The sequence below is a fragment of the Cupriavidus sp. 01L45 genome (assembly GCF_056399885.1).
The window spans coordinates 86,186-112,897 of the sequence record NZ_JBFTSG010000023.1; the positions used below are offsets into that span (position 1 = coordinate 86,186).

The 26,712-nt window shown below is 67.9% G+C and carries 22 protein-coding genes; 8 read left to right on the top strand and 14 right to left on the bottom strand.

Annotated elements, in window-relative coordinates; all coding sequences use genetic code 11:
- Entirely contained in the window at positions 1-1,350 is a 1,350-nt protein-coding gene (locus tag AC1DT6_RS17585; RefSeq protein ID WP_441633283.1) for a DUF1254 domain-containing protein, read from the top strand.
- A gap of 71 nt (positions 1,351-1,421) precedes the next feature.
- The gene (locus AC1DT6_RS17590) at positions 1,422-2,342 is read left to right on the top strand and encodes a Bug family tripartite tricarboxylate transporter substrate binding protein (protein WP_441633321.1); all 921 of its coding nucleotides are present in this window, start codon (positions 1,422-1,424) and stop codon (positions 2,340-2,342) included.
- Between the two features lie 25 nt (positions 2,343-2,367).
- Here AC1DT6_RS17590 and AC1DT6_RS17595 read toward each other — a convergent pair whose 3' ends face one another.
- Complete coding sequence (locus AC1DT6_RS17595; protein WP_441633284.1) at positions 2,368-3,258, bottom strand: LysR family transcriptional regulator; 891 nt, start codon at positions 3,256-3,258, stop codon at positions 2,368-2,370.
- A gap of 111 nt (positions 3,259-3,369) precedes the next feature.
- Here AC1DT6_RS17595 and AC1DT6_RS17600 point away from each other — a divergent pair, with 111 nt between their 5' ends.
- From AC1DT6_RS17600 to AC1DT6_RS17610, 3 genes are all read left to right on the top strand, one after another.
- Positions 3,370-4,038 carry a glutathione S-transferase family protein gene (locus tag AC1DT6_RS17600; RefSeq protein ID WP_441633286.1) on the top strand — a complete coding sequence of 223 codons (669 nt, stop codon included), beginning with the start codon at positions 3,370-3,372 and terminating at the stop codon, positions 4,036-4,038.
- 65 nt (positions 4,039-4,103) lie between these two features.
- Positions 4,104-5,084 (top strand): pyridoxamine 5'-phosphate oxidase family protein, encoded by a 981-nt coding sequence (locus tag AC1DT6_RS17605; RefSeq protein ID WP_441633288.1) that lies wholly within the window; start codon positions 4,104-4,106, stop codon positions 5,082-5,084.
- Positions 5,085-5,357: 273 nt separating this feature from the next.
- Positions 5,358-7,727, top strand: a complete 2,370-nt coding sequence (locus tag AC1DT6_RS17610; protein ID WP_441633290.1) for a patatin-like phospholipase family protein — start codon at positions 5,358-5,360, stop codon at positions 7,725-7,727.
- On the opposite strand, the gene AC1DT6_RS17615 is transcribed toward AC1DT6_RS17610, so the two are convergent.
- Together AC1DT6_RS17615 and AC1DT6_RS17620 are read right to left on the bottom strand one after the other, a co-directional pair.
- Entirely contained in the window at positions 7,724-8,950 is a 1,227-nt protein-coding gene (locus tag AC1DT6_RS17615; RefSeq protein ID WP_477101864.1) for an alpha/beta fold hydrolase, read from the bottom strand. The two genes, AC1DT6_RS17610 and AC1DT6_RS17615, sit on opposite strands and share 4 nt — an antisense overlap.
- Entirely contained in the window at positions 8,947-10,248 is a 1,302-nt protein-coding gene (locus AC1DT6_RS17620) for an MASE1 domain-containing protein (RefSeq protein ID WP_441633294.1), read from the bottom strand. Before AC1DT6_RS17620 ends, AC1DT6_RS17615 begins: the two co-directional genes overlap by 4 nt.
- Before the next feature lie 252 nt (positions 10,249-10,500).
- Between AC1DT6_RS17620 and AC1DT6_RS17625 the strand changes: the two genes are divergently transcribed.
- Together AC1DT6_RS17625 and AC1DT6_RS17630 are read left to right on the top strand one after the other, a co-directional pair.
- Positions 10,501-11,493, top strand: a complete 993-nt coding sequence (locus AC1DT6_RS17625) for a Bug family tripartite tricarboxylate transporter substrate binding protein (RefSeq protein WP_441633296.1) — start codon at positions 10,501-10,503, stop codon at positions 11,491-11,493.
- A gap of 94 nt (positions 11,494-11,587) precedes the next feature.
- Positions 11,588-12,229 carry a LysE family translocator gene (locus tag AC1DT6_RS17630; RefSeq protein WP_441633298.1) on the top strand — a complete coding sequence of 214 codons (642 nt, stop codon included), beginning with the start codon at positions 11,588-11,590 and terminating at the stop codon, positions 12,227-12,229.
- Positions 12,230-12,239: 10 nt separating this feature from the next.
- Here AC1DT6_RS17630 and AC1DT6_RS17635 read toward each other — a convergent pair whose 3' ends face one another.
- Entirely contained in the window at positions 12,240-13,652 is a 1,413-nt protein-coding gene (locus tag AC1DT6_RS17635; RefSeq protein WP_441633300.1) for a CoA transferase, read from the bottom strand.
- Between the two features lie 125 nt (positions 13,653-13,777).
- On the opposite strand from AC1DT6_RS17635, the gene AC1DT6_RS17640 reads away from it, so the two are divergent.
- A complete protein-coding gene (locus tag AC1DT6_RS17640) occupies positions 13,778-14,965 on the top strand; it encodes a citrate synthase family protein (protein WP_441633302.1) in 1,188 nt (395 codons plus the stop codon).
- A gap of 13 nt (positions 14,966-14,978) precedes the next feature.
- Here the strand turns inward: AC1DT6_RS17640 and AC1DT6_RS17645 are convergent, their stop codons facing one another.
- From AC1DT6_RS17645 to AC1DT6_RS17690, 10 genes are all read right to left on the bottom strand, one after another.
- The gene (locus AC1DT6_RS17645; protein WP_441633304.1) at positions 14,979-16,418 is read right to left on the bottom strand and encodes an amidohydrolase family protein; all 1,440 of its coding nucleotides are present in this window, start codon (positions 16,416-16,418) and stop codon (positions 14,979-14,981) included.
- Positions 16,415-17,209: an ABC transporter permease gene (locus tag AC1DT6_RS17650; protein WP_441633306.1), complete on the bottom strand. Its 795-nt coding sequence runs from the start codon at positions 17,207-17,209 to the stop codon at positions 16,415-16,417. The genes AC1DT6_RS17645 and AC1DT6_RS17650 overlap by 4 nt, the downstream gene beginning before the upstream one ends.
- A gap of 14 nt (positions 17,210-17,223) precedes the next feature.
- A complete protein-coding gene (locus AC1DT6_RS17655; RefSeq protein ID WP_441633323.1) occupies positions 17,224-18,078 on the bottom strand; it encodes an ABC transporter ATP-binding protein in 855 nt (284 codons plus the stop codon).
- Positions 18,079-18,140: 62 nt separating this feature from the next.
- Entirely contained in the window at positions 18,141-19,178 is a 1,038-nt protein-coding gene (locus tag AC1DT6_RS17660) for an aromatic ring-hydroxylating dioxygenase subunit alpha (protein ID WP_441633308.1), read from the bottom strand.
- Between the two features lie 75 nt (positions 19,179-19,253).
- Positions 19,254-20,249, bottom strand: a complete 996-nt coding sequence (locus AC1DT6_RS17665; protein WP_441633310.1) for an ABC transporter substrate-binding protein — start codon at positions 20,247-20,249, stop codon at positions 19,254-19,256.
- Positions 20,250-20,737: 488 nt separating this feature from the next.
- Positions 20,738-21,169 carry a hypothetical protein gene (locus tag AC1DT6_RS17670; RefSeq protein WP_441633312.1) on the bottom strand — a complete coding sequence of 144 codons (432 nt, stop codon included), beginning with the start codon at positions 21,167-21,169 and terminating at the stop codon, positions 20,738-20,740.
- Between the two features lie 77 nt (positions 21,170-21,246).
- Positions 21,247-22,587, bottom strand: coding sequence for an MFS transporter (locus AC1DT6_RS17675; protein WP_035860456.1), 1,341 nt, complete (start codon positions 22,585-22,587; stop codon positions 21,247-21,249).
- A gap of 49 nt (positions 22,588-22,636) precedes the next feature.
- Complete coding sequence (locus AC1DT6_RS17680) at positions 22,637-24,154, bottom strand: amidase (RefSeq protein WP_441633314.1); 1,518 nt, start codon at positions 24,152-24,154, stop codon at positions 22,637-22,639.
- 285 nt (positions 24,155-24,439) lie between these two features.
- Positions 24,440-24,844, bottom strand: a complete 405-nt coding sequence (locus tag AC1DT6_RS17685) for an SRPBCC family protein (RefSeq protein ID WP_441633316.1) — start codon at positions 24,842-24,844, stop codon at positions 24,440-24,442.
- A gap of 25 nt (positions 24,845-24,869) precedes the next feature.
- Positions 24,870-26,468, bottom strand: a complete 1,599-nt coding sequence (locus AC1DT6_RS17690; protein ID WP_441633318.1) for an exonuclease domain-containing protein — start codon at positions 26,466-26,468, stop codon at positions 24,870-24,872.
- Positions 26,469-26,712: the final 244 nt, after the last annotated feature.

Below are 26,712 nucleotides of genomic sequence, written 5' to 3' on the forward strand. Positions count from 1 at the left end.
ATGGAAGCCACCATGACCCGTACCGGAACCGCCACTCCCGCCCATGATGCGGTGCGCTACACGCTGCCACTCTACGAGATGGCGCGCATGCGTGCCGCCACCTGTCCGCGCCGCAACAGCGCGGGTGCCTTCGCCGCGCCGCAGCCCGATGCCACGGTGCGCTGGATCAATCATTTCATCCACACCCGCCAGTTGCTCGGCCCGCAGCATCGCCAGGTGGTCACGCCCAACAACGACACGCTTTACAGCAACGCCTGGCTCGACCTGTCGCAAGGGCCGCTGCTGCTGGACGTGCCCGACAGCGCAGGGCGCTACTACGTGCTCGGACTGCTCGACTTCTATACCAACCCCTTCGGCTACATCGGCACCCGCACCACCGGCAACGGGCGCGGGCGCTTCCTGCTGCATGGTCCGCGCTGGCACGGCGACGTGCCGGCGGGTGCCACCGCAATCGCCTGCCCGACCGACGCGGTCTGGCTGCTCGGCCGCGTGCTGGTGGACGGCGAGGCCGACCTGCCGGCCGTGCACGCGCTGCAGGACCAGTTTCGCCTGAGCACGCTCGAAGGCGCGCCCGCCGCGCGGCCCTTCGATGTCGGCATGCAGCCGGGCGAGCACCTGGGCGATCCGCGTCGCTACGCTGAAGTGGTCAACCAGGCGTTGCGCGAGAGTCCGCCGCCGGCGGCCGAAGCCGCGCTGGTGGCAGGCTTCGCGCAGTCCGGCATCGGCGCGGATTGCGGCGGGTCCGCGCCTGGCGACGCCGTGCTGGCGCGTTTGGGCACCGCGATCAAGGAGGTGCTCGCCGAACTGGCGGCGCCGCTGCCCTCCGAGCTTGGCGGTGGCTGGACCCTGCCGGTGGAAATCCGCGAATCGTTCGGCGCGCGCTTTGCCGAGCGCGCGCTGGTAGCGCGCAACTATATTGGCGCGCTTGGCGTGGAAGAGGCGATGTACGTCATGGCCGATCGCGACAGCGAGGGCGCACCGCTGGATGGCCGCGCCGGCTACGAACTGGCCTTTGCCGCGGATGCGCTGCCACAGGTAGGCGCGTTCTGGTCGCTCACCATGTACGACAAGACCGACTGCATGCTGGTGGACAACGCGCTCGGACGCTACTCGCTGGGCGACCGCTCGCCGAGCCTGCGCTACGACGCCGACGGCAGCCTGCGGCTGCGCCTGTCGGCGTCGCCGCCGGCCGATCCCGCAGCCGAGGGCAACTGGCTGCCGGCGCCCGCGGGCCCGTTCTACGTGACGCTGCGGCTGTACGTGCCGCAGCCCGCGCATCTCGACAAGACCTTCGTCTATCCGCCAATCCGTCCGCTGGCTGGCGCGGGTTCGGCCGGGGAGCCATCATGAAGCCGGATCCGCAAAGGCGGCGCGTGCTCAAGGCGGCGTGCAACGCCTTGGTGTTCGCGGCGGGCGGCACCATGCTGACGCCGCTGCATGCCGAGGACTATCCGTCGCGCCCGGTGCGCCTGATTTCGCCCTACGGCCCCGGTGGTTCCAACGACATCTCGGCGCGTTTGCTCGGCGAAGGGCTCAGCCGGAAGTACAAGCAACAGTTCGTGGTGGAGAACAAGCCCGGCGCCGGCACGCGCGTGGCCAACGAGCAGCTCGCCCGCGCTACGCCGGACGGCTACACGCTGCTGTGGGTGGCGGCGCCGTTTGCCATCAATGCCGCCGCGGGACTCTCGCAGCACTACGACATCCACAAGGATTTCGTCGCCGTGGGGCCGCGCGTGCTGGGGCCGGTCTTCCTGATCGTCAACGCCGATTCGCCGGTGCGCACGGTGGCCGACTTTGTGCGCATGGCGCGCGAGAAGAAGGACGGCGTGACTTTCGCCTCGCCGGGCGTCGGCTCGGGCCCGCACCTGACCGCCGAACTCTTTGCGGCCCAGGCGAAATTCAAGAGCCTCAACGTACATTACCGGGGCGACTCCACCGCCTACACCGAGCTGCTGGCCGGCCGGGTCGATGCCACGCTGACCGCCATCACCACCGCGCTGCCGTTTATCAAGGCCGGCAAGCTGCGCGTGATCGCGGTGTCCGCGGAGCAGCGCACGCCGGTCTATCCGGACGCGCCCACGTTTGGCGAGCAGGGATTTCCCGGCGTGGTCGGATACGGCTGGTTCGGCCTGATGGCGCCCGCCGGCACGCCGGCGGCCGTGGTGCAGCAACTCAACCGCGATGCCAACGCGGTGCTGGCCGATGCGCAGATGCGCAGCAAGCTGCTCGGGTTGGGGTTGCAGCCGGAGGCGGGCGACAGTGCTTCGTTCGCGCGGTTTATCGATGCCGAGGTGGCGAAGTGGGGGCCGCTGATCAGGTCGGCGGGGATCAAGCTCGAATAAGGCGTGGCGTGGACGCGCTGTCGCCTCAGCCGAACTGCGGGCTCAGCTCGTCCTTCATCCAGTCCACGAAAACGCGCGTGCGCGCCGGCAGCAGCCGCGCGTTCGGATAGATCAGCGACAGCGGCCAGGGCGGCTGCTCGAATGCTTCCAGCACGATGCGCAGCTTTCCCTCGGCCACCAGCGGCGCCACCTGGTAAGACAGGAAATTCCCGAAGCCCGCGCCGGCGGCGCAGGCCGCCACCGCGGGCGCCGTCTGGTTGAATTCGAGATTGCCGCTGACGGCGACGTAGAAGGGGCGGCCTTCCTGCTGGAAAGTCCACCAGTGCGCCGCATTGCCGATGAAGCGCACGCAACTGGCATGGCTCAGTGCGTCGGGGTGGGCGGGCACGCCATGCTCGCGCAGGAAGTCCGGGGTGGCTACCACCACGCGGCGGATGCGGCCGACCTGCCGGGCCACCAGCGTCGAGTCCGCGAGCGGGCCGATGCGCACGCCCACGTCGATCTGTTCCTCCAGCAGGTTGACCACGCGATCGCTGAACTCCATCCGGCAGTGCACCGCGGGGTAGCGCTGCACAAAGCGGGTTACCGCCGGCGCCACGTGCATCTGGCCGAACAGCACCGGCGCGGTCAGTACCAGTTGTCCGGTCGGCTCGACATGGCGCGCGCTCAGCACGGCCTCGGCTTCGTCGATGGTGGCGAGGATGCGGCGGCAGCTATCCAGGTAGGTGCGCCCTTCGTCGGTGAGCGACTGGCGGCGCGTGGTGCGGTTGAGCAGCCGGACCTGCAGTTCCGCCTCCAGCGCGGCGAGCGTGCGCACCACCGCCGGCAGGGAAGTGTGCAGGGCGCTGGCGGCAGCGGTGAGGCTGCCTTCGTCGACCACCTTGACGAAAGTCTGCATGGCGCGGAGTTTGTCCATGCGTGTCACATTACTACGGTTTATGGAGTAGTCAACTGCATTCTGCCCCATTTATTGCATCCTGGAAGGCGCCCAGAATGACCTTCATCCCCCCAACCACCAGGAACCGAGATGTCCGCCACGCCCCCAGATAGCACCACGATCGCTCCCCCCGCCGAGCCGCTGGTGCTCTATCACATGTCTCTGTCCGGCCACGCACACCGGGTGCGCCTGCTGCTGTCGCTGCTGGGACTGCCGTACCGCCTCGTGGAGGTTGACCTGCGGGGCGGCGAGCATCGCCGCGAGCCCTTTCTCAAGCTCAACCCCTTTGGCCAGGTTCCGGTGCTCGACGACAACGGTACCGTGCTGGCCGACTCCAATGCCATCCTGGTCTACCTGGCCATGCGCTACGACGACGGCCGCTGGCTGCCGCGCGATCCGGTGGGCGCGGCAGCGGTGCAGCGCTGGCTGTCGGTGGCGGCGGGCGAGATCGCCTTCGGGCCTGCCCGGGCACGGCTGGCAACCTTGTTCGGTGCCCCGGTGGCGGCCGATGACGCCATTGCGCGCGCGCAGCGGCTGTTCGCGGTGATGGAGCCGATCCTGGCCGCGGCGCCGTTCCTCGCCGGCGCGTCGCCCACGCTGGCCGATGTGGCCGCCTACAGTTATATCGCGCGTGCCGAGGAGGGCAATGTCTCGCTGGCGCCGTATCCCGCGCTGGGCGCCTGGCTGCACAGGATGGAGGCGCTGCCGGGGTTCGTGCCGATGCCTGTTTCGGCGGTGGGCCTCGCGGCTGTCGCTTAGGCGCCGCCCCGCCCCGCCCCGCCCCGCCCCGCCCCGCACCGCACCGCACCGCAAAGGAGGATGAAATGGACCTGCAAGGATGGCCGCATGCCGAATCGCCTTTTCATGCCGGGGAGCAGGCCGTGCAGCAGCGCGCCGGCAGCCGCGAGAAGATGGAGGTGGCCGGACGGCGAGTGGTCCGGCCCGCCATGCCCGAGCAGCATCGCCTGTTCTTCGCCCAGTTGCCGTTCGTGGTGGTGGGGGCCGTGGACGCCGCGGGCATGCCCTGGGCCACCGTGCTGAGCGGCGCGCCGGGCTTTATGCAGGCGCCGGATCCCGACCACCTGCGCATTGCCGCGCGGCCGCTGGCGGACGATCCGCTGGCGCATGCCCTGGGCGCCGGCGCCCACATCGGCCTGCTCGGCATCGAGCTGCATACGCGCCGCCGCAACCGCATGAACGGCCGCATTGCGGCGGAGGACGAGACCGGCCTGACGGTGGCGGTGGAGCAGAGCTTCGGCAATTGCCCGCGCTACATCCAGCTGCGGCACTGGCGCGAGGCCGGCGCGGACGAGAGCGGGACCGCTGCCGTGTGGCACGGCGACGCCCTGGATACCAAGGCTGTGGAGGCGCTGCGCGCTGCCGACACGATCTTTATCGCCACCCATCATCACGATGCCGCGTCTGGCCACAGCGGCGGGGCGGACGTGTCGCACCGGGGCGGCAAGCCGGGCTTTGTCCGGGTCGACGGCGCCCGGACCGTGACCTTTCCGGATTTCAACGGCAACAACTACTTCAATACCGTTGGCAACCTTGTGGCCAACCCGCGCGCCGGGCTGCTGGTACCGGATTTCGAGCGCGGCGGCCTGCTGCACCTGAGCGGGCACAGCGAAATCGTCTGGGAAGGCCCGGAGGTCGAGCGCTTTGACGGTGCCGAGCGGCTGGTGCGCCTGCATGTGGAGCGCGTGGTGAGGCGCTCGGGGGTGCTGCCGCTGCGCTGGCAGTTCGAGGCTATGTCGCCGTGGGTGGCGCAAACCGGCAGCTGGGAGGCTGCGGCGGAGCACTGAGGCGGCGCACGGGGCCCTGGCGGGCTTGCCAGCGGCTCCTTTTGTTGTATCCGGCATACATTTGACGCCCTTGCCAGGCTGTGCGCCGGGGCGCACTCCGCCTTGCTGCCGCGCGGCAGCGAGGCGGGTGCTGGCGCAAGTGTTGGAATCGCGGCACTTTCCCGGTGCATGCGCTGCTGTTCAAGCTCGGGCAATTGCCCTATCGTGACGTCCTTCCCCGCCACATCTGCGCGGCGATTTCACCGTCTTGTCCCGTTTTGCCGCGGTTTGTCCATGTCCCGCTATCTTTCACGCGTTGCCTGCCGCCTGCGCTCGCTGGTGCGCGGTTATCCGGTGCTCCCGGTGCTGCTGGCCCTGGCCGCGGCGCTCGCCGTGGCGCCGCAGTCCGCTCCGGCCGCCGGGCATGTCGCCGAACATGCCGTCGAATCCGCCGCCATACCCGGCGTTGCCGACGCGCCCGCGCCGGGCCATCGCCCGCGCGTGTGCCTGGTGCTGTCCGGGGGCGGCGCGCGCGGCTATGCGCATATCGGCGTGATCAAGGCGCTCGAGAAGATGCAGGTGCCGATCGACTGCATCGCCGCCACCAGCATGGGCGCGGTGGTGGGCGGCTTGTACGCCAGCGGCTTGTCGGCCGACGAGCTGGAGGCGCGGTTGTCGCATATCAACCTGAGCGATATCGCTTTCGACCGCAACGAGCGTGCCGAACTGCCGCAATCGCAGCGCGAGGACGACCTGCAATACCCGATCGGGATCTCGGCCGGCTACGGCGACGGCAAGATCAAGCTGCCCACCGGCCTGGTGCAGGGCAACCGCCTGCTGGCGCTGCTGCAGAACTGGACGGTGCAGGTGCCGGCCGAAGCCAGCTTCGACAAGCTGCCGACGCCGTTTCGCACCATTGCCACCGACCTGGGCACGGGGGCCCCGGTGGTGCTCGACCATGGCTCGCTGCCGCGCGCCATCCGCGCCAGCGTGGCGGTGCCGGGATTGTTCGCGCCGATCAAGGTGAACGGGCGCACGCTGGTCGACGGCGGGCTGGTCAGCAACCTGCCGGTGCAACTGGCGCGCGACATGGGCGCGGATGTGGTCATCGCGGTCAATATCGCTTCGCCGCTGGACGACCCCGACAGCCTGGACTCGCCGGCGGCGGTGACGCAACAGATGGTCACCATCCTGATGAACCAGAACGTGGGTGCGCAGAAGGGGCAGCTCAGGCGGGGCGACGTGCTGATCGAGCCCCAGCTGGGCGACCTTTCCTTCACCGACTTCTCGCGCGCCAACGATGGCATCCAGGGCGGCTGGAACGCGGTGCTGGCGGCCGAGCCCCGGCTGGCGTCGCTGGCGATGCCGGCCGACGCCTGGCAGGCCCACCTGGCGGCCCGCAAGGGAGCCGGGACGATGGCGGGTCCGGTGCGTATCGATGCCATCCAGATCCAGTCGCAAGGCCGCATCCCGCCAAGTTTCATTCGCAAATACCTGGGCGTGAACGAGGGCGACAACTACGACGGGGTCACGCTTAACCGCGAGATGGCGCAGCTCTCCACATCGGGCGATTTCGAAAGCGTGACGCAGGAGCTCGTCACCGAGGATGGCCGCAATGTGCTGAAGGTCGACGCGCAGCAGAAATCCTGGGGTCCGCAGTTCCTGCTGTTCGGCTTTGGCGTGTCCACCACCTTCAATGGCCAGGGCGTGTTCAACCTGCAACTGGGGCATCGCTATCCGTGGCTCACGCAAGGCGGGCTGGAGTGGCGCAATGACATCGTGCTGGGCAGCAAGCAGGCCAGGTGGCACACCGAGTTGCGCCAGCCGGTATTCGACCGGCTCGGCTTCTATCTCGCTCCCTACGCGGAATACGGGCGCAAGCACATCGATCTCTATGGCGACAGCGCGCCCAACCGCAATACCCAGCCGATCACCGCCTACCAGATCGAGACCGCCGTCGCGGGCCTGGACCTGGGCGTGCCGCTGGGCCGGCTGGGCGAGTTCCGGGCGGGCGTGAACTACCAACAGGTCTACTACTCGCCCGTCTATAACCTGCCCATCGGCAACAGCCGGCTGTTCCCCTACGCCCGTGTGCGCCAGCCCACCGTGCGTGCCCAGCTCACCATCGACCAGCTCGACGATCCGCTCTTCCCGCGCACAGGCTACTACCTGCTGGCGACCAACGAGCTGGCTTTCGGCGGCGCCGACAACCGTTTCAACGATGCCCATGCGAAGGCACTGTGGGCCACCAGCTATGGCCGCCACACCCTGAACCTGGCAGCCGAGGCCGCGGTTACCTATGGCGACCATCGCAGCGACAGCAGCTTCAGCGGCGGCCTGGGCTTTACGCTGGGCGGTTTCCAGCATCTTTCCGCCTATGCGCAAGACCAGTTTTCCGGCAACTACCTGCTGTACGGCCGCGTGACCTACCTGAACGACTTGCGGGAGTTCATCCTGCCGGGCCTGCGCACCACCGTGGTGGGCGCCAGCCTAGAGGCGGGCGATGTCTGGCTGCGGCGCCGGAATTTCGGCAACGGGCCGTTCAAGACCAGTGCCAGCCTGTTTATCGGCGGCAATAGCGTGATCGGCCCGCTGTACTTCGGCTTTGCCGCGGCGCCGCAGGGCGTGTGGAACCTCTACCTGCAGCTGGGCCGCGTGTTCTAGCCCGCGGGCGCGGGCAGCGCTTCGGCGGCGGCTACGGTGCTATCGCTTGGCCGGAAAGTCACCGCCGAAATGCGGCCATTGCGCATGCGCAGGGTTTGCGTGCCCTGGCTGTGGCGCGCTTCGCCGTCCATGACCGAGGAGGCCTCCAGGTCGATTTCCGCGGTACTGCCCTCGATGCGCGGCGGCGCGGTGACGGCGATGCGCACCGTCTTGCCGGCCAGCGCCTGCAGCCTGGCGAACATGCCGATCACCGCGTCGCGGTCGTCGTAGCTGCCTGCCAGCGGATGCTCGCCGTGGTGACGCCAGCGCACGCCGGGCTCCAGCAGCGGGAAGATGGCCTCGAAGTGGCCGCTGGTAAGGGCCTGCAGGTATTCGTTGACCACCGCGGCGACGGCTTCCTCGCTCATCGGCACTTCGACCCTGGCGCGCGCGGGGCGGCGCGCCTGCGCCGGATCGAACCCGAGGAACTCCAGCACGCTGCTGACCACCTGCTCGCGGTCGTTGTCCACGCAGATCATGTGATAGCTGTTTTCCACCACCACCTTGCGCACGTCGGGGACCGCCGAGTCCAGGAAGTCGGCGGAGCGCAGGCTGGTCAGCTCGTCCTCGCGGGCATTCACCACCAGCGTGGGGCAGGCGATGCGGTGGGCGCCGCGCAGCACCCAGCCGCGCAGCCGGTCGACCTGGCGGATGCAGGCCAGCGGCACCCAGCGGTAGTGGAAGTTGTCGCCGCGCTCGAACTTGGCCTTGACGATGGCGCGCACCAGATCGTTCTTGATGCCGAACGGTTCATCTTCCTCCACCCGCATGCGCGCGGGCAGCGTGGGGATGTGGTAGACCACGTGCCGCAGCGCGCGGTACCAGGGGGTAGACCAGCCGTCGATATATACCGGCGCGGCCAGTGCCACCAGCCGGCCCTTGCGGTGCTGGCGGCGCTCGGCCAGTGCCAGGGCCAGCAGGCCGCCCAGGCACATGCCCATGACATGGAATGTCTCGTATTGCGCGGCCAGTTCGTCGTAGGCCTGCGTGACCGTGTCGAGCCATTGCTCGGCGCGCACCGGCACCAGGTCCTCGGGTCGGCCGGCGTGGCCGGGCAGCGTCACCGCGTGGGTTTCCACCCCGGCGCGCCGCAGGGCCTTGTGCATCGGGCCGAGGTCGAACTGCGTGCCGCCCAGGCCGTGGATGAGCAGGGCACCGGTGCCGCCGCTCTTGGGAGCCGTCATGCTGCGTCGCGCTCCTCGAAGATGGCCGCGCCCTGCAGGCGCCATGCGCCGGCGATGACGGCCACGGACTCGTCGCCGTCCAGCAGCGGGCCGCTCATATCGAGCACCATGGTGCAGTCGCCGGCCGGCAGCATCAGGCGAAACTGCAGGTCGGTGCGGTTCTCGCCGTCGCTCTCGCGCAGCCAGCGGCTGCGTACCTGGGCACGGTCGTCGGGGTGCACGTGGGCCAGCACGTCGTCGAGGCTGGCGAAGGTATCCTCGCGTACCCCCAGCGTGCGTTCCACGTCGCCGCTCCAGCGCAGCGTGCCGCTGCGCGGGTCCAGGCAGTAGACCAACTGGTTGCTGGCTGCCAGGGCCAGCGTGACATCGTTCTGGCGCCGTGCCGATTGCGCGTGCAGCTGCTCCCGGCTGGTGCGCAGCGTGCTGATCAGGAGCGTCAGCAACGCCGCCACGGCCAGGTAGAGCTGGGCTTCGAGCAGGGAGCGGCCGTGGTGAGCCGCGCTTTCCGCGAACGGGCCATCGCCCTGGCCGGTATTGACCAGCACGAAGAGCGCCAGGATCGCCACCGCCACCGAACCGCCCCGGCCTCCCCACAGCAGCGTCACCACCGCGGCGAAGAACAACGGGATATAGGTCAGCGCAAAGAGCACGCCTCTCGGTACCGGCGCCAGGATCTCCCTGTCGAAGATAAAGAAGGTGGTCAGCACCAGCGCGGCAAAGGCGCCCAGGCCGAACAGGAAATCGCCGCCGCTCATGCCGCCTGAGCGCATGGCGCGAAAACGCGACCAGCCGGCCAGTACCGGCGTGACGATCAGCACGCCCACCAGGTCGGCGGCGCCCCACACGCGCGCGGTGCGCCAGAACGGCACGTCCTGCATGATCGTGAACCAGCCCGCGCCGATCGCGGCGCTGACGGCGCTGCTGACCACCCCGGCGATCAGCAGCCCGCGCACGAAGGCCAGCCCTTCCAGCGAGAAGTGCGTGCGCCTGACCAGCGCCACCGCCAGCGCGGCACTGCCGATTTCGTCGAGCGAGAACAGGATCAGCCGCAAGGTGTCGCGTCCCTCCACCCAGCCCAGCAGCATCTGCGCGGCAAAGAAGGCCAGCCCCACCGCCAGCCAGCGCGGCATCGGCGTCAGCATGAATGCGGCCACGGTCACGCCGGCCGGCAGCCAGATATAGCCGGTGGCTGAGAACGGGCCATTGAGCTTGTGCGAGATATAGCCGGAGCAGAAGTAAAGCGCCGCCCACAAAAACAGGACGACGGCCCGATTGGTCGCTCGGTTGGTTGGATTCACGTTGGCTTTCCTTGGCTGAGTCCCTGGCTCTGATGCGGCGCCAGGCCATCGGCTGGTATGCCGGCTGCACGTTGGCTGACCTGCCGGTGCGGCTGGGCAGGGGCATCATAAGCCCGGGCAAGGGTCTCTGGCATGGCCTGATGTAATAAAAACGTCACAATATCGGGTGTCCGGTCACGAGCCAGGCCGGCGCCGGCGGCGGTCGATGCCGTGCAAGGCAAGGCCGCAATATATACGAGGAGAAATGACGAAATGACAAAGTACACACTAAATATGGGATTCCTGCCCGGCCTGCTGGCCTGCGCCGCATTGCCACTGGCTCTGGGCGCGGCTCCCGCCGCCGCCGCCTGGCCGGAAAAGCCGATCCGCCTGGTGGTGGGCTTTCCGCCGGGCGGCCCGGTCGACACCCACGCGCGCATCCTGGCCGAAAAGCTCCAGCCTATCCTGGGCCAGTCGGTGGTGCTGGACTATAAAGCCGGCGCGGCCGGCAATATCGGCTCGGACGCTGTCGCCAAGGCGGCACCGGATGGCTACACGCTATTGCTGGCAAATACCGGCCAGATGGCCATCAACGGCTCGCTTTATCCCAAGCTGCCGTACGCCATGCCCCAGGATTTCGCACCCGTGGCCCGCACCGCGCTGATTCCGCTGGTGATGGTGGTCAATAACAATGTGCCGGCGCGCAACCTCAAGGAGTTCATCGCCTACGCGCGCGCCAATCCGGGCAAGCTCAATTTTGCCTCAGGTGGCAACGGCGGCATCTCGCATTTGATGCCGGAGATGTTCAAGCAGGCCTCCGGCACGTTCATTGTCCACATTCCCTACAAGGGCAGCGCCCCGGCCCTGACCGACGTGATGGGCGGCCAGGCGCAGATGATGGCCGATTCGATCCCGCTTTTCACGCAGTACATCAAGGCCGGCAAGGTGCGGGCGCTGGCGGTGACCTCGAAGCACCGTTCTCCCGCGTTGCCCGATGTGCCGACCATGGAAGAGGCCGGGCTGAAGAACTTCGAGGTGGTGGGTTTCTACGGCATGCTGGCGCCGGCCGGCACGCCCAAGGACGTGGTGGCCAGGCTGTCGGGCGCGCTGCAGACGGTACTGGGCGAGGCCGACACCCGCGCCAAGCTGGAGCAGCAAGGCGCCGAGGCAGCCTGGCAGGGCCCGGACGCATTCGGGCAGACCATTGCCGCGGAGCAGAAGCGCTGGGGACAGGTGATCAAGACTTCGGGCGCGAAGATCGACTAAGCGCAGGTGGCCGCTCCAAGACACTACGCCGGTCGGGGTGAATGCGGTTGCGCGAATTCCGGTTTAACATCCGGAGCTCTTTCAAGGAGCGGAAATGCATTTGTCCAACTGGCTTGTCTTTTGCGGCGTCTCGCTGTTCATGGCGTTTACGCCTGGCCCGGCGGTGCTGCTGGCGGTGTCCAATTCCGTGTCGGTGGGACCATCGCGAGCCATGCTCGGCTCCTTTGGCAATGCCGCCGGGGTGTTCATGGTGTCGGCGGTCGCCATGGCCGGCCTCGGCGTGGTGCTGACCAGTTCCGCCGCGGCATTTATCGCCTTGAAAGTGCTCGGCGCGGCTTACCTCATCTATCTCGGCGTGAAGCAGTGGCGCAGCGGCGCGAATGCGTTCGCCGTGGTCGACCGGCCCGGCCAGGCCACGGGCTTGCGTGCGTCGATGCGGCTCTTCGGCCACGGCGTGCTCGTGGCCGTGACCAATCCGAAGAGCATCCTGTTCTTCTCGGCACTGTTCCCGCAGTTCCTGACGCGCAACGCACCGGTGCTGGAGCAGTTCCTGGTACTGACCGCGACCTTCTCCGTCTGCACCTTGCTGTCGCATACCTTTTATGTGCTGGTGGCGCGCGGCATGAAGCGCGGTTTTTCCGATGTCCGCCGCGTGCGGCTGTTCAACCGTATTTCCGGTGGCGCTTTTGTCGCCCTTGGCCTGGGCATGCTCCGGCTGCGCAGCAAGGCTGCCTGAGAGACGCCCGCTACCACTGCGCAGGCGAGGTGCCCAGCCGCCCCGCCGGACGCTCCCAGTGCATCGGTGCGCCCTGCACCATGACCGGCGGCTTGATGCGTAGCGCCGGTCCCCATGCGGTTTCCTCCACGGTGTTCGCCAGATCGGCAGGCGTTTCGGCTGCCAGCGCCGCTGCTTCGCCCTGCGTGGCGCTACCCGACACCAGCAGATGCGCGGTGCGCGCCAGCGATGCCCGCACTTCGCAGCCGGCGCCTGTGGCGATGCGCTGCGCCAGACCGCGCACTGCCGCTGCCGCCATCAGGTAGCCAGTCGCGTGATCGATCGCCTGCACGGGCAGCGGCCCGGGGCGGTCCAGCCCCGCGGCGCGCATGCCCGCATCGGCAATGCCGGTGCTCATCTGCACCAGGCTGTCGAAGCCGCGCCGGCCTGTCCACGGACCGGTCCACCCATATGCATCGAGCGACACGTCTACCAGTCCGGGATTGATCTCCCTGCGCCGCCGCGCGTCCAGGCCAAGACGCGCCAGAGCCTCGCGCCGGTAGCCGTGCACGAGTACGTCGGCCTGGCTTAGCAGCCGCTCAAGCACATGCCGGTCCGCCGCGTTTTTCAGGTCGAGCCGGGCACAACGCTTGCCGGGAACGACTTCCGGAACCGTGCCGGGCTCTTCCCAGCCGGGCGGATCGATGCGGAGAACATCGGCGCCAAATCCGGCCAGGAAGCGGGTGGCGACGGGGCCGGCCAGGATCCGGGTCAGGTCCAGCACGCGAATGCCGCGCAAGGGGCGGTCCGGCGCAATGGCCCAGTCCGGCCGGTCGCCGGTGGCGTGGGTCGTCCAGTGCAGGAGCGGTTCGCTGTTGACGGCCCTTCCCTGCGGATGTGCCACCCATTCCGCCTGCGTACGCATCGCTGCCGAACACCCGCCGTTGCCGACGATGGCGGTTTCCAGGGCGCTGGCTTCCCATTGCGCGACGGCCCGAGCGACCGCCGCCTTGTCGGCCGGCACGCCGAGCACCGCGAGGGCGGCGTCGCGGTGATGCGGGGCGTTGGTGTGCAGCCGGATCCAGCCGTCGGCCGCCCTGTAGTCGCCGGCCACGGCATCCCATTGCGGCGGCAGTTCCCAGCCTTGCGGCCGCAGCGAAGTGCCGAACCACAGCGATGCCAGCCGCTGGTCCGCCTCGACCCGCGGCATCCGTCCGTGCGCCTGGTGGATCAATCCGGCAACGGCGAGCCCGGCGGCGCCGACGGCCGCCGTGGCCAGGGGGGTGACCGGAAAGACCGACGGCAGGTTGCCCGTACCGGTCATGGCGACGTGCTCGGGCCAGGCGGCGTCACCGTGCATGCCCTGCCAGATCTCGCCCAGGAAGTTGGTGCCTGCTTTCGCCGTGTTCGGGGCCGATGGCGGGGAGTATTCGGGGTTTGGCATGACGGCTCTCGCTTGTCGTTCGGTGGTGGGTCAGCGGCTAAGTGCTTTGCAGGATAGGCTTCTTGTCTTAATAGTCAATATTGATTATCTTAATCAACTAGTTGCTCCTTTCCACTTGGACCGCCATGTCCCGCTACCTGAGTTCCGGCGAAGCCGCCGCCGCGCTTGGCGTGTCCCGCCAGACGCTCTACGCCTATGTCAGCCGCGGCCTGCTGCACGCGCACGACGGGGAAACCCATCGCGAAAGCCGCTATCTCGCGGAGGACGTGGAGCGCCTGGCGGGCCAGCGCACGCGCGGCCGCAAGCCCCGCGAAGTGGCCAAGGCCACGTTGAACTGGGGTTTGCCGGTGCTGGAATCGCGGATCACGCTGATCGAGGACGGGCAGCTTTACTACCGCGGCAACAATGCCGTGGCGCTCGCCGCATCCGACACGGTGGAAGCGGTGGCGGCGCGGCTTTGGCAATGTCCTGTGGAGGCCGCCTTTGGCGCCGTGCCGCCATCGCCGCCGGCGCACCTTGCCGCGATGCAGGCGGCCTTCGCCGGCCAACGCTGCGAGGAGGCGCTGTTGCCCCTGTTCACCATCGCCAGCGAGGACGACCCCACCGCGCAGTGGCAGGCATCGCCGGAGCGGCTTGCCGCGGGCTGCGGCGTCCTGGTGCGGCTGCTGGCCGCCTGCCTGCTGGGCACGGCGCCCGCCAGCACCCCCGTGCACCGGCAGTGCGCCAGTGCCTGGCAGGTGGACGACGAGGGTGCGGCGCTGATCCGCATGGCGCTGGTGCTATGCGCCGACCATGAGCTGAACGCGTCGAGCTTCACGGCCCGCTGCGTGGCGTCCACCGGCGCCAGCCTGCGCGCTTCGGTGGTGGCTGGCCTGGCCGCGCTGACCGGCGGCCGGCACGGCGGTGCAACGGCGCGCGTGGAGGCACTCTGGGATGAGCTGGGCGACCTCCGGCCCGCCGCAAAGCTGCGCGAGCGGCTCGCCCGCGGCGAGGGCCTGCCGGGTTTTGGCCATCACCTCTATCCTGCCGGCGATATCCGGGCCATTGGCCTGCTGTCGCGGATACTCCCGCATCATCCCGAATGGCAGGCACTGATCGACGTCGCTTTTTCCCTGGTGGGGCAGCGGCCATCGATCGATTTCGCGCTGGTGGCGCTGCGCAGGCATCTGGGCCTTCCGCCCGGCGCGGCCTTCGGCCTGTTTGCGCTCGGGCGTTCGGTCGGCTGGATCGCGCACGGATTGGAGCAGCGCTCCGATGACGAGCTGATCCGGCCGCGCGCGGCCTATGTCGGCCCGCGTCCGGCTCCGGCGTGAACGCCGCCTCCTGTCAGGCGGCAAGCTCCGCCGCGCGCTGTTGCAAGCGCCGCACCGCCTCGCGCGCCTGCGCGCCAAGCTCCGCAAGGTCGAGGCCCGGAATCGCGTCGTGCTCTGCCACCACGCGCCCGCCCACCAGCAGCGCGCGCAGCGCCGGCCTCCCGCCGCTGGCCACCGGCGCGATGGCCGGATCGTGCAAGCCGAAGCAGCGCGGGTCGTCGAGGCGGTAGACGGCAAGGTCGGCCGCCTTGCCCGGCTGCAGCGTGCCGACCGCATCCAGGCCAAGCACGGCCGCACCGCCGGCCGTGCCCCAGCGCACCACGTCCTCCACGCGCGCGGCATCGGCGCCGCCCTCATGGCTGCCTCCTTCGGCGCGCGGCAGCGCGCCGTGGCCACGCCGCGCGCGCTGCAGCAGCCAGGCGGCATGTGTTTCCGAAATCATGTCGGCCGCTTCGTTGGAGGCGGCACCGTCCACGCCGATCGACACTGGCACGCCTGCGGCTTCCAGCGCCGGGATATCGGCGATGCCGCTGCCCAGCCGGCCATTGCTCTGCGGGCAGTGCGCAATGCCCGTGCCGGTGGCACCGAGCTGGCGGATTTCGCCGGCGCCCAGCTTGACCAGATGGGCGAACCACACATCGGGCCCCAGCCATTCGTGCTCGCCGCAGAAGGCCACCGGCGTGGTCTGGTATTTTTCCCACGCGGCGTTCTGGTACTCCACTGTCTCCGACAAATGGCTGTGCAGGCGGATGCCCAGCTGGCGCGCGGTGCGCGCGCTGGTGCGCAATTCGTTGGGCGACATCGAGTAGAGCGGCGTGGTGGGTGCCATCACCACGCGGCGCATCGCGTCCGGCGCGGCCTGGTGGTAGCGCGCGGTGAGCCGCTCGCAATCGCCCAGGAACTGGTCGAGCGTTTCGGGGCGGAGCGCCTGCGGCAGGTCGATTTCGAGCTGCCTCGTGCGGGTTGCGCCGCCGCGGCACAGGACAAAGCGCAGTCCCAGCGCCTCGGCCTCCTCGAACAGGATGGCCGAGCTGTCGTAGGGCATGCCCGGATAGTAGAGATAGTTGTGATCGGCGACGGTGCCGCAGCCGCTGCGCACCAGTTCCACCAGGCCGATGCGGGCCGCAAGCCGGAAGGACGCTTCGTCGAAGGCGCCGCGGAAGCGGTAGGGCGTGGCGCCCAGCCAGGGCGTGAGCGTCAGGTCCAGCCCCGGCGGATCCCCCTTGAGCAGCGACTGGAACAGATGATGATGGGTGTTGACCCAAGCCGGGTAGATCACGCAATCCGTGGCGTCGATGACCTGCTCGCCGGGGCGCGGGTCGAGCCGGCCGATGGCTTCGATGGTGCAGCCGGCCACGCGCAGGTCCGGCCCGGCATGGCGCTCGCCCGCGCCGGCAAGGCCGGTGAGGATGGCGGTGGCGTTGCGGATCAGGATGGTGGGGTTCGGCTTCATGCGAGCTCGCTTTCGTGCCAGTGGGACAGCGCCATGCGCGATATCACCACCATTGCGCCAAACAGCGCGACGCCCGTCACCGTGATCAGGAACAGGGCGGCGAACAGGCGCGGGATATTGAGGGCGAAACCCGCTTGCAGGATCTGGTAAGCCAGGCCCGCGCCGGTGCCCCCGGTGCCCGCCACGAATTCCGCCACCACCGCGCCGATCAATGCCAGCCCGCACGAAATGCGCAGCCCGCCGAAGAAGTACGGCAGCGCGCTCGGGATGCGCAGCCGGCGCAGGGTGTCCCAGCGGCTCGCGCGGTTGATGCGGAACAGGTTGAGCAGCCCGGGGTTGACACTGCGCAGGCCCAGCACCGTGTTGGAGATGATGGGGAACACCGCCACCATGGTGGCGCAGATCACCAGCGCCAGCGTCGGCTCCTTGACCCAGATGATGATCAGTGGCGCGATCGCCACCACCGGTGTTACCTGCAGCAGGATGGCATAGGGAAACAGGCTGGCCTCGATCAGCCGGCTTTGCACGAACACAAAGGCCGCGGCGGTACCGGCCACCACCGCCAGCGCGAACGCCAGCATCGTGATGCGCAGCGTCACCCACAGCGAGCCGGACAGCAGGCTCCAGTCTTCCACCAGCGCATGGCCGATGGCGGCGGGCGTGGGCACCAGGTAGGCGGGGACGGCGAGCGCCGTGCAGATGCCTTGCCACGCCAGCAATAGCAGCGCGCCGACGGCAAGCGGGGCGGCCACGCGCTGTACGGCGGGGCGCGACAGTAGCGGGGGATTCATGGAGGGGCTCCTGGTTATCGCGGGTGTGCGTCCGGATCGATGCCGGTGTTGGCCTGCGTGAGCAGCGCCGACAACTGCGCGCAGTACTGCATGAAGGCGGGCGAGACGCGGAAGGCTTCGTCGCGCGTCTCGGGGCCTTCGATCGTCACATCGGCGATCACCCGGCCCGGACGCGCCGCCATGACCACCACCCGGCTCGACAGGTAGACCGCCTCGTAGATGCTATGCGTGACGAAGACCACGGTGAGGCCGCGTTCTGCCCACAGCGCGCGCAGGTCTGCATCGAGCCTGTTGCGGGTGAACTCGTCGAGCGCGCCGAAGGGTTCGTCCATCAGCAGCAGATCGGGGTTGGTCGCCAGTGCCCGCGCGATCGACACGCGCATCTGCATGCCGCCGGACAATTCGCGCGGATAGACCGTGCCGAAGCGGCCCAGTCCCACCAGCGCCAGTGCGCGCTGGACGCGCTCGCCGGCCTCGGCGCGCGGCATGCGTGCCAGGTCCAGCGGCAGCCGCACGTTGTCGGCCACGCGCGCCCACGGCATCAGGGTGGCTTCCTGAAACACCATCGCCAGCGTGCGCCCGGCGGCATCGGAGGCGGTGGGCAGGGCAGGATTGCCCCACCAGCGCAGATGTCCCGCCGAGGGCGTTTCCAGCCCGGCAAACAGCTTGAGCAAGGTGCTCTTGCCGCAGCCGGACGGGCCCAGCAGCGAGACGAACTCGCCGGGCTTGATCGCCAGCCTGACGCGTTCCAGCGCCACGGTGCCGTTGGGGTAGGTCTTCTCGACCTGGTTGGCGAGCAGCAGGGGCGCGCCGGCATCGCGGGCGATGCCGGACACGATGCCACCGGGGCCCGGGCCTGGGGTCTGCATGGCACTGCGAAAGAGGGCGCTCATGACGGTCTCCGTATTGAGTCTGTGCGGGGCTACCCGGTTCAGCCGCGTACCACGGGAATGCGGAACGCTTCCTTCTCACCGTGCTGCGTGAACAGCGCCATCAGCATCTTGCGCATCAACAGGCCGGGCTTGTCGGACTCCATGTGGAATTCAACGCGGCGGCGCGTGTCGACGCAGGCGTCGTAGTCGGTGGCTTCCAGGATCTCGCGGTCCTCGCCGACGATGGGCGCATCCCAGTCGATCAGTTCCTGGGTCGAGCAGTCTTCCTCGCTGTCGTTGCGGTACAGCCATTGCGACAGCATCACGCTCTTGTCGTCGATCGGCGTGGCGCAGTTGTAGATGATGTGGTGGCGCCCGCTGGCCGGATAGATGCAACCAAAGCGACGCGTGAAGGGCAGGTCCCAGCGGTTGAACATATGCCGGTGCGTGATCGGCTCGGTGGTGCCGGTAACGCGGTGGCCGGCCTCGATGTTGCGGATCGGCACCAGCGTCTCGGCCTCGAAGCCCCATTCGCGTGCCTGCAAGTCGTACTTCTCGGGCTTGGGCTGTTCGGACAGGCCGAAGTTGGCGCGGTGCACGAAGCTGAAGTGCGAGTTGTCGAAGGCGTTCTCCATCACGCGCAGCGGGCTGGTGTTCCATTTCTCGTAGAACTGGAAGATGCGGCGGTAAGCGGGATCGCCATCCTCCGGAAAATCGGGGATGGGCTGCAGCGGATCTTCCAGCGCCACCCAGACGTAGCCATACTTTTCCTGCGCGTGATAGGCCTGCACCTTCGCGCCAGACGGGATGGCGTTATCCGGCGCCTGCGGAATCCGCACGCAGGCGCCGGCGCAGTTGTATTCCCAGCCGTGGTAGCCGCAGACGATGTCGCCGCGGTCGTTGACCCAGCCCTTGGAGAGACGGGCGGTGCGGTGGCAGCAACGGTTCTGCAGGGCAGCGGGCTTGCCGTCGGCACCTTTCCACAGCACCAGGTTTTCGCCCAGCAGGGTGAAGGGCCTGGGGCCGTCGTCGAGCATGGCGATGGGCATCAGGGCGTACCAGAAGCGGCGCAGGACGGGTTGTTGAGTGACCAGCATTGCAGAATCCTTGTATGGGGGGTGATCTTTGATCTCGGACAGCGGTGCCGCGCAGTGCGTTACGGCATCACGGCATCAGGGCATGATCTTCAGGTCCTTCACGAACTGCGTGGTGTAGGCTTGCTTCCAGTCGGTATCGGCTTTGAGCAGGCCGGCGCCGACCATGAAGTCGCGCGTCTTCTGCCAGCGCGCATCGGTCATCACGCCGATGCCGTAGCGGGCCGCGTCGCCGCCGCTCACCATGCGGTACTCCTTGAGCTTGTCCACGCCCCAGGCGAGCTGGTCGTCCTTCATGTTCGGGTTCTCCTGCTTGATCAGCGCATTGGCAGGGGCGGGGTCCGCGAGGTAGCTTTTCCAGCCTTCCATGGTCGCCTTGACGAAGCGGGCAATGACGTCCGGCTTCTCCTTGACGGTTTTCCGCATGGTGACAATGGTGGTGCCATAGGGCGGATAGCCATCGTCGGCAAACAGGAAGAAGCGCGTCTTGGCGCCGGCCTTGCTGGCCGAGAACACCTCTGACGAGGCATAGGCCTGCTGCGCCGAATGCGGGTCGGCGAAGAAGGGCTGCAGATTGAACGTGTAGACGCGGGACTGGGATTCTTCGAGCTTGTACTTGCCCTTGAGCCACGGCCACCACGTGGTGCGTCCGGAGGTGGAAACCAGCACCGTGCGGGTTTTCAGGTCTGCCAGGCTTTTGACGTCCTCATGGGTCATCATGCCTTGCAGGTCGGTCTGGAAGGAGGTTGCTACGGTGGTCACGGGCACGCCTTGCTCCACGCCCTTCAACACCTGCAAGTCGTAGCCCATCAGGAAATCGGCCTGCCCGCTGGTGAGGATCTGCATGCCGTTGACCTGCGGGCCGCCCATGCGGACGGTGACATCCAGGTCGTATTTCTTGTAGATGCCCTTGGCCACGGCCTGGTAGAAGCCGCCGTGTTCGGCCTGGGCATACCAGGAAGTGAGGAAGGTCACCTTGTCGGCGGCCAGCGCGGTGGCGGGGACGGCCGCGAACGTGAGCATGGCGCAAGCGCCGGCGATCAACAGGCGGCGCAATGGGGAGGGCGTCTTCATGGGGGCTCCTTGGCGGACAGGTGTGGGGCAAATGCTGGCGAGGGCTGCAACAGGCGGGGTGGCACCGGCGAGCGTGCGCCGCGCATGGTCATGCGCTGGCGCAACGCGAGCGGAGGGATTGCCGCGCAATGCGCCTGCGCAATGGAATAAGGGCTTGAGGATGAGGGACATCGTGGGCGCTCTCTTTTCTCTCGTCCCGGCCTTGTGACCGGATCCAAACGCCCGGATGTCTCGCCTGGCGAGGCAACTGGGCGTGCGACCAAATGGTCGCGAGAGCAATGTCCCACGCCGGTACGCATTTGCCCGCTTGGGGAACGCGTCGGCGTTAACCGCTTCTACTCGACAGGTTGTTCAGCAAGAGCTGTGCCAACACCCACGGCAAGAGACTGCACATGCTGGCTGGCGCCGCCGGATAGCCATGGTGCATGTTGGGTCATGCGCGGTGCGATGCATGCACCAGATCGGTGTGCGCCGCGCGCGGCCGCTGCTCAGCTGCCGGTACTGTTCCTGACCAGCGCGCCGCAGCGGCCGACCATGGTGGTGAGGCAGCAGGCGTTGCCTGACCAGTCGCCGCCAATGACCATGCCGTTGGGGCCGGCGATCAGGCGGCGCTGGCACTGGCCTGGCGTCTGCAATGGTTCGGGCGACGTGGGCGCGCGCGCATCGCGCGGGCCGCTGCCCGGCGCGCGAGCCGGCGGCACTTCCTCGGTCCACAGGTAAGCGGTGCCGCCCGGCACGGCCTGCACCGCCTGCGGGGGGCCCCACTGGGCCTTGGCCTGCTCGATCGGCGCCGACTTCCAGGAAGCCAGCACGCGCTGCATGGCGGATTCTTCGACGCTCGCGCAGCCGCCCAGGGCGATGGCGGCCAATGGTGTCAGCAGGAAACGAGGAGAGGCGGCGAGACGGCGGACAGCGGACATGGCGGCTCCAGAGGGGGCAACCCCCTCTGCGCAGACTATCCCAGCGCCCCGCCCCGCCGCAAGCAACCCGGCGCCGCTTATGCGGGTTTGCCCACAGAAGGCGCCAGCACGATCTTGTCCGCGTCCGCGGACGGCTCGTGCGGGTTGTCGCCGCCTCCGGCCTGGCCGAGATCCATGCCCCTGGTTTCCGGCAGCAGCAAGGCGGCGCCCATCACCATCATGTAGCCCACGCCGGCGACGATGGCGATGGCCAGCGGCAGCGAGGTACGGCCGGTGCTCAGCCATCCCACCGTCAGCGGGAAGAGCGAACCGATCACGCGCCCTATGTTGTATGACACCCCATAGCCCGTGGCGCGGATGTCGTTGGGATAAGACTCCGAGATGGTGGCGCCGATGCCGGCGAACACGCCTTGCATCAGCACGCCGAGCGGGAAACCCAGGAACAGCATCGACGTGTTTGAAACCGGGATCACCATATAGACCAGCGCCATGACGAAGGCGCCCGCGGCAAAGGCGATGTAGGTCAGGCGGCGGCCCCAGCGGTCGGTGGCATAGGCGCCCGCCACATAACCCACCAGGGAGCCAAAGATGGTCATCGCCAGGTAGGAACTCGTGCCAAACACGGAAAGCCCGCGCTCGGTCTTGAGGAACGTTGGCAGCCAGGTGGCAATCGCATAGTAGGCGCCGAGCATGCCGCCCGACAACAGGCTGCACAACAGCGTCTTGCCCAGCAACGGCCGGCGGCCCAGGCGCGCCAGTTGCTGCCATGCGGAAGGGGCATCGGCCGCACCGCCCGCGGCGCGTTCGGCCTGGCTCTTGATGAAGACCTCCGGCTCTTCCAGGTTGCGGCGCAGGTAGATCACCACCAGCGCCGGCAGGATGCCCAGGAAGAAACAGACGCGCCAGGCGGTTTCAGCCGGGAACAGGCTGAAGGTGATGGCGTAGGCAATCGCCGCCGCGCCCCAGCCGAAGGAATAGCTGCTGGCGGTGAAGCCGGAATACTTGCCGCGGTGCGCGGGGTTGCGGATCATCTCCGTCACCAGCACCATGCACAGAGAGGATTCGCCACCAAAGCCCAGGCCCTGCAGCATCCGGAAGACCAGCAACTGCTCGGGCGTGCTGGCCAGTCCGCACAGGAAGCAGGCCACGGCGAACACCACGATGGTCCAGCGCAGCACACGCACCCGGCCGTAGCGGTCGGCCAGGATGCCCGCACCGATGGCGCCCACCAGCGAAGACACCAGGGTCCACGTGACGATGGCGCCGGCGGTCGACTTGCTCATGCCCCACTGGGTCAGCAGGGTCGAAATCAGGAAGGAGTAGATCATGAAGTCGAACACGTCGACCGCATGACCGAGGAACGCGCCGTAAAAGCCCTTGCGCTCCATTGTCGATAAATCCTTGAACCAGGCGAACATGATCTCTCCTTCGAATCGTTTCGAATTGGGGGGCGGTGCGTTGGTTTTGTTATCGCGCCGGGGCGCGTGGCACCTTGAGGGACTGGACCGGCGGTGGCCGGAAGGCAAAACCCGCTGCTTCGAGCAACTGGGCAAAACGCAGCGAGGTCAGGTCGGCGAAGCGTCCGGCGACGATCTGCACCCCCACCGGCAGGCCGCCGCGGCCCGGGCCGACCGGTGCCACCGTCGAGGGCAGGCCGCACAGGCCGGAGTGCCCGGCCCAGAACAACTGGCTGGTGAGCGGTTGCGCCCGGCCGTTGACCTGGAGCGTGCGCTGCCACGGCTCGCCCGCCTCGTCCAGGGCAAAGGCCGTGGTGGCGGCGGCCGGACAAAGCAGCACGTCCACCTCGCCGAAGAAACGTTGCCAGGACTGCGCGAAGGTGGCCCGAGCCTGCTGCAGTTGAAGCCATTGCCGATGCCGGATGCCGGCGCCCGTGAATTGCAGCGTCGCATAGCTATGGTCTTCGGGCGCGGCGCCGGCGGCATGGGCCAGCGCGGTGTCGAAGCTGGTGTCATCCATATGGATCGACGTCGTCGCCCGCAGCATCAGCACATAGGCGTGCCACAGGGCTGCGGCATCGAAGTCCGGGCGGGCATTCCACCGTACCTGCGCGCCCTGGCTCTCCAGCCAGCGTCCCAGCCTTTCGATCTCGTCGCTGACTTCCGTGTCGGCCTCGCAAAGCGGATGGCTGGATAGCACGGCGACGCGGAAGTCGGCCAGCGTGTGCTTGTCACAGGGCGGCAACGCCAGGCGATAGGCCAGTGCGTCGCTGCCGTCCGGCCCCGCGAGTGCGTGCAGCAGCAGTTCGAGATCCCGCGCACTGCGCGCGACCGGGCCCGCCACGTTGATCTCCTGCTCACCATAGCCGTGGCCGATGCCGTGGCCGCGTAGCGGCACCAGCCCGTGGCTGCTCTTGTGGGAGAACACGCCGCAGTAATGCGCCGGGTTGCGCAGCGAGGAGCCGATGTCGGAGCCCACGTCGAAGAAGCTCATGCCAGCGCAGACCGCCGCGGCGCTGCCGCCGGACGAGCCACCAGGGGTGCGGCCCGGATCATGCGGGTTGCGGGTGGTGCCGTAGACGGCGTTGTAGCTTTGCCAGTCGCGCAGCCCGATCGGCACATTGGTCTTGCCCAGCAGTACGGCGCCGGCCGCGCGCAAACGCTCGACGACAGCGGAGTCGTTGGCCGCGATGTTGCCGCGCTGGGCCGGGCTGCCGCATGTGGTGGGCCAGCCGGCTACGTCGAAGGACTCCTTGATGGAGAAGGGGATGCCGTCCAGATCGCCAAGCGGCGCTCCACGACGGCGGCGTTCGTCGCTGGCCTTGGCCGCGGCGCGGGCGTTGGGGAAATCCGCCAGGATGATGGCGTTGATCTCGTGGTGCGAGGCGGTATAGGCGGCTTCGCACCAGTTCACTAGGTCTTGCGCGCTGGCATGGCCTTTGGCCAGTAGCTCGGCGGCTTCCCACAAGGGCAGGAAACACCCTTCTGGCTGCTGGACATCGGTCGTTGGAATATCTTGCCGCGTCACGCTGGCGCTCCGTTTTGTGGGGTCCCTTGCCAACGAGGCACGGGATTGGGGGCTGTCGGGATTCCGCGAATTCGGTATACTATATTCATTGATTTGCAGAGGGCAAGGCAAATATTCAGACCGCCGCGAACCGCCGCTTTCTGGTGCAATGCAACAGAAAGCGGCACAAATTCGGCGCTGGAAAGCGAGTCCGCGCGGAGGATGCGCACCTTGATAGGGCGCGTCTTTTGCGATTTTGGTATACCGTTTTGGCTTGAGCGGTTTGAGGATAGCCGGCCAGGAGCACTACCGCTGTTCGAGCAACGCCTTCAATGCGGCAAGGTCGCGCCGGACCCACTCCGCGTCCGCTTGCAGTTGGGCATCGCTGACGCCCGGACTGCGCAGCAAGGTAAACAGCAGGGTGGCCCCGTCGCCATTGGCGATCACGCGCATCGGGATATAGATTTCCTCGCCCTGCGCCGGCTGCACATAGTGGTCGGCGACGCCATAGGGGTTGGGGGGCGTGAACCGGACCTGCATCGGGCCTTGGGGCGTGAGCGTTGACCAGGTGCCATCCGCCTGCTGCGACAGCTCCCCTAGCCCGCTGGCCCAGCGGGGATAGTTCTCGGGGACCGCAAGGAAGGCGGAGACGGTGGCGGCAGGCAGATCGATATCGATGCCGAGGCTGAGATAGTCGCTTTGCTTGGCCATGGTCTCGCTCCGCCTTGGGGTACTACTAGTGCTCGAAGAAGGACAGGGTTTGCTGGTCCGGGCTGGATGGCCGGCGCCGGCGTGTGCCGGTTGGGGATACGGGGGCTGTCCGCTGCGTTTCGCGCCGCGGCATCGAGGGCGCCTGAAGCTCGAATTGCCGGACGTGTTCCAGCGGCACGGCGCTGGCCAGCAAAGCCGCCAGCCTGGGCGCCAGGATCTGGTAGGTGTCCGGGTCGAAGCGTGCGGGCGCGCACAACAGGCCGGCTGCTTCATCCAGCGTGGACACGGTGCCCAGGTAGCACCAGTCCTCGAGCACATGCCACCACGCCTTGGCGCCATCCTGCTCGCGCCACGCCACGGCACCCGCGAAAGGCCAGGGCCGCAGCGACAGGTCCGCCAGGGCCATCACGGCACGCTCGCGGTGCGACGCCAGCGATTCGTCGCCCGTGCATGCCCCCAGGCAACGGTGCAGCTGGCGGGCGAAGCAGGGCAGGCCCCGCCGCACCGTCTTTTCCAGGGCGAGCGCGGCTTGGCAAAGCTGATGGGCTTGCGCCAGTTCGGCCAGGCGCGCCTCGGCGCTCGCCCGGCTGGGAAAGGCGCCATATAAGTTAGGGTGGCGGCTGAAATCCGTGTCGCGATCCGAGCGCAGCATAGGCGCGCTCAGCCCGGGCGCCAGTTCCCAGGAAAACAACCCTGCAGTCTGCCGCAGCTTCTGGTTGTGCAGTGGTTGCAGCGTCTTGATCAGGTGCGCTTCCAGCAGCAGCGCTCCCGCTTCGCCACCAGTCTCCCGCCACTCCACCCGGCGCACGGCGCGCGCCAGCCGCATTTCCAGGGCGGCGCGATGATCGCTGGAAAAGTGCGCGCCAATGCGCTGGCGCAGGTGGATGCTCTTCCCTATATAGAGAGGCATATCCTGGTCGCCGTAGAAGAGATACACACCGGCGGTATCGGGCACGTCATCCAGGGCGGTTTCCTCCAGGCCGGCGGGCAGGCTTGCGCGCTTGACCAGGGACCGCACCGCCGATTCGACCAGATCGACCGTATAGAGCTCGTGGATCTTCTGCCAGAACTGCCACAGCAGTTCGGCATCGGCCAGGGCCCGGTGCCGGCCCTTGGGCTGCAATTCGAACCGGGCGATCAAGGCATCCAGGCCGTGCCGCGCCACCGACGGAAACAGCGAGCGCGAGAGGCGCACGGTGCACAATACGTCGGCGCGGAACGTCACGCCAACGCGGCGGAATTCATTCTTGAGAAAGCCATAGTCGAAGCGTGCGTTATGGGCGACGAAGAGCTTGCCCTGCAGCCGCTCCGCCAGGCTCTCCGCCAGCGACTCGAAGCTTGGCTTGCCGCGCACCATGGCATCGGTGATACCCGTCAGTTGCTGGATGAAGGGTGGGATGCCGATCCCGGGATCGACCAGGGTATCCCATTCGACAATACCGTCCGGCCCCACTTCCACCACGCCGATCTCGGTGATGCGGTCCCGGGTGGCGTCGGCGCCGGTTGTTTCCAGGTCGACAAAGACGATGGGGCGGGAGAGTGCGTCGGCCAGCGCTTGCGCATCCAGGTGCCAGGGCGTGTTGGCCGGCTGGCGCGAGGGCTGGTAGATGGAGAGGTCAGGCATCCGTTGATTCTAATAGATTGCAGCCACGCGGAAGCTGCCCTGCGCCGGGGCTCGGCAGCCGGCTTCATCACAGCGTCACAAACCGCTCTGAAGAAATTTCAGAAAACGCTTGCCATGGCCGAGGGGCTCCCTTAAGATTCGCCCCCTCGCAACACAACTACCGCGCTGCAAAGCAGGCGGGACAAGGGTTGCGGGGTTGGCAGGGTGGTTGGCGGCGCGAAAGGCGCGGCGAACTGAAGTAAAA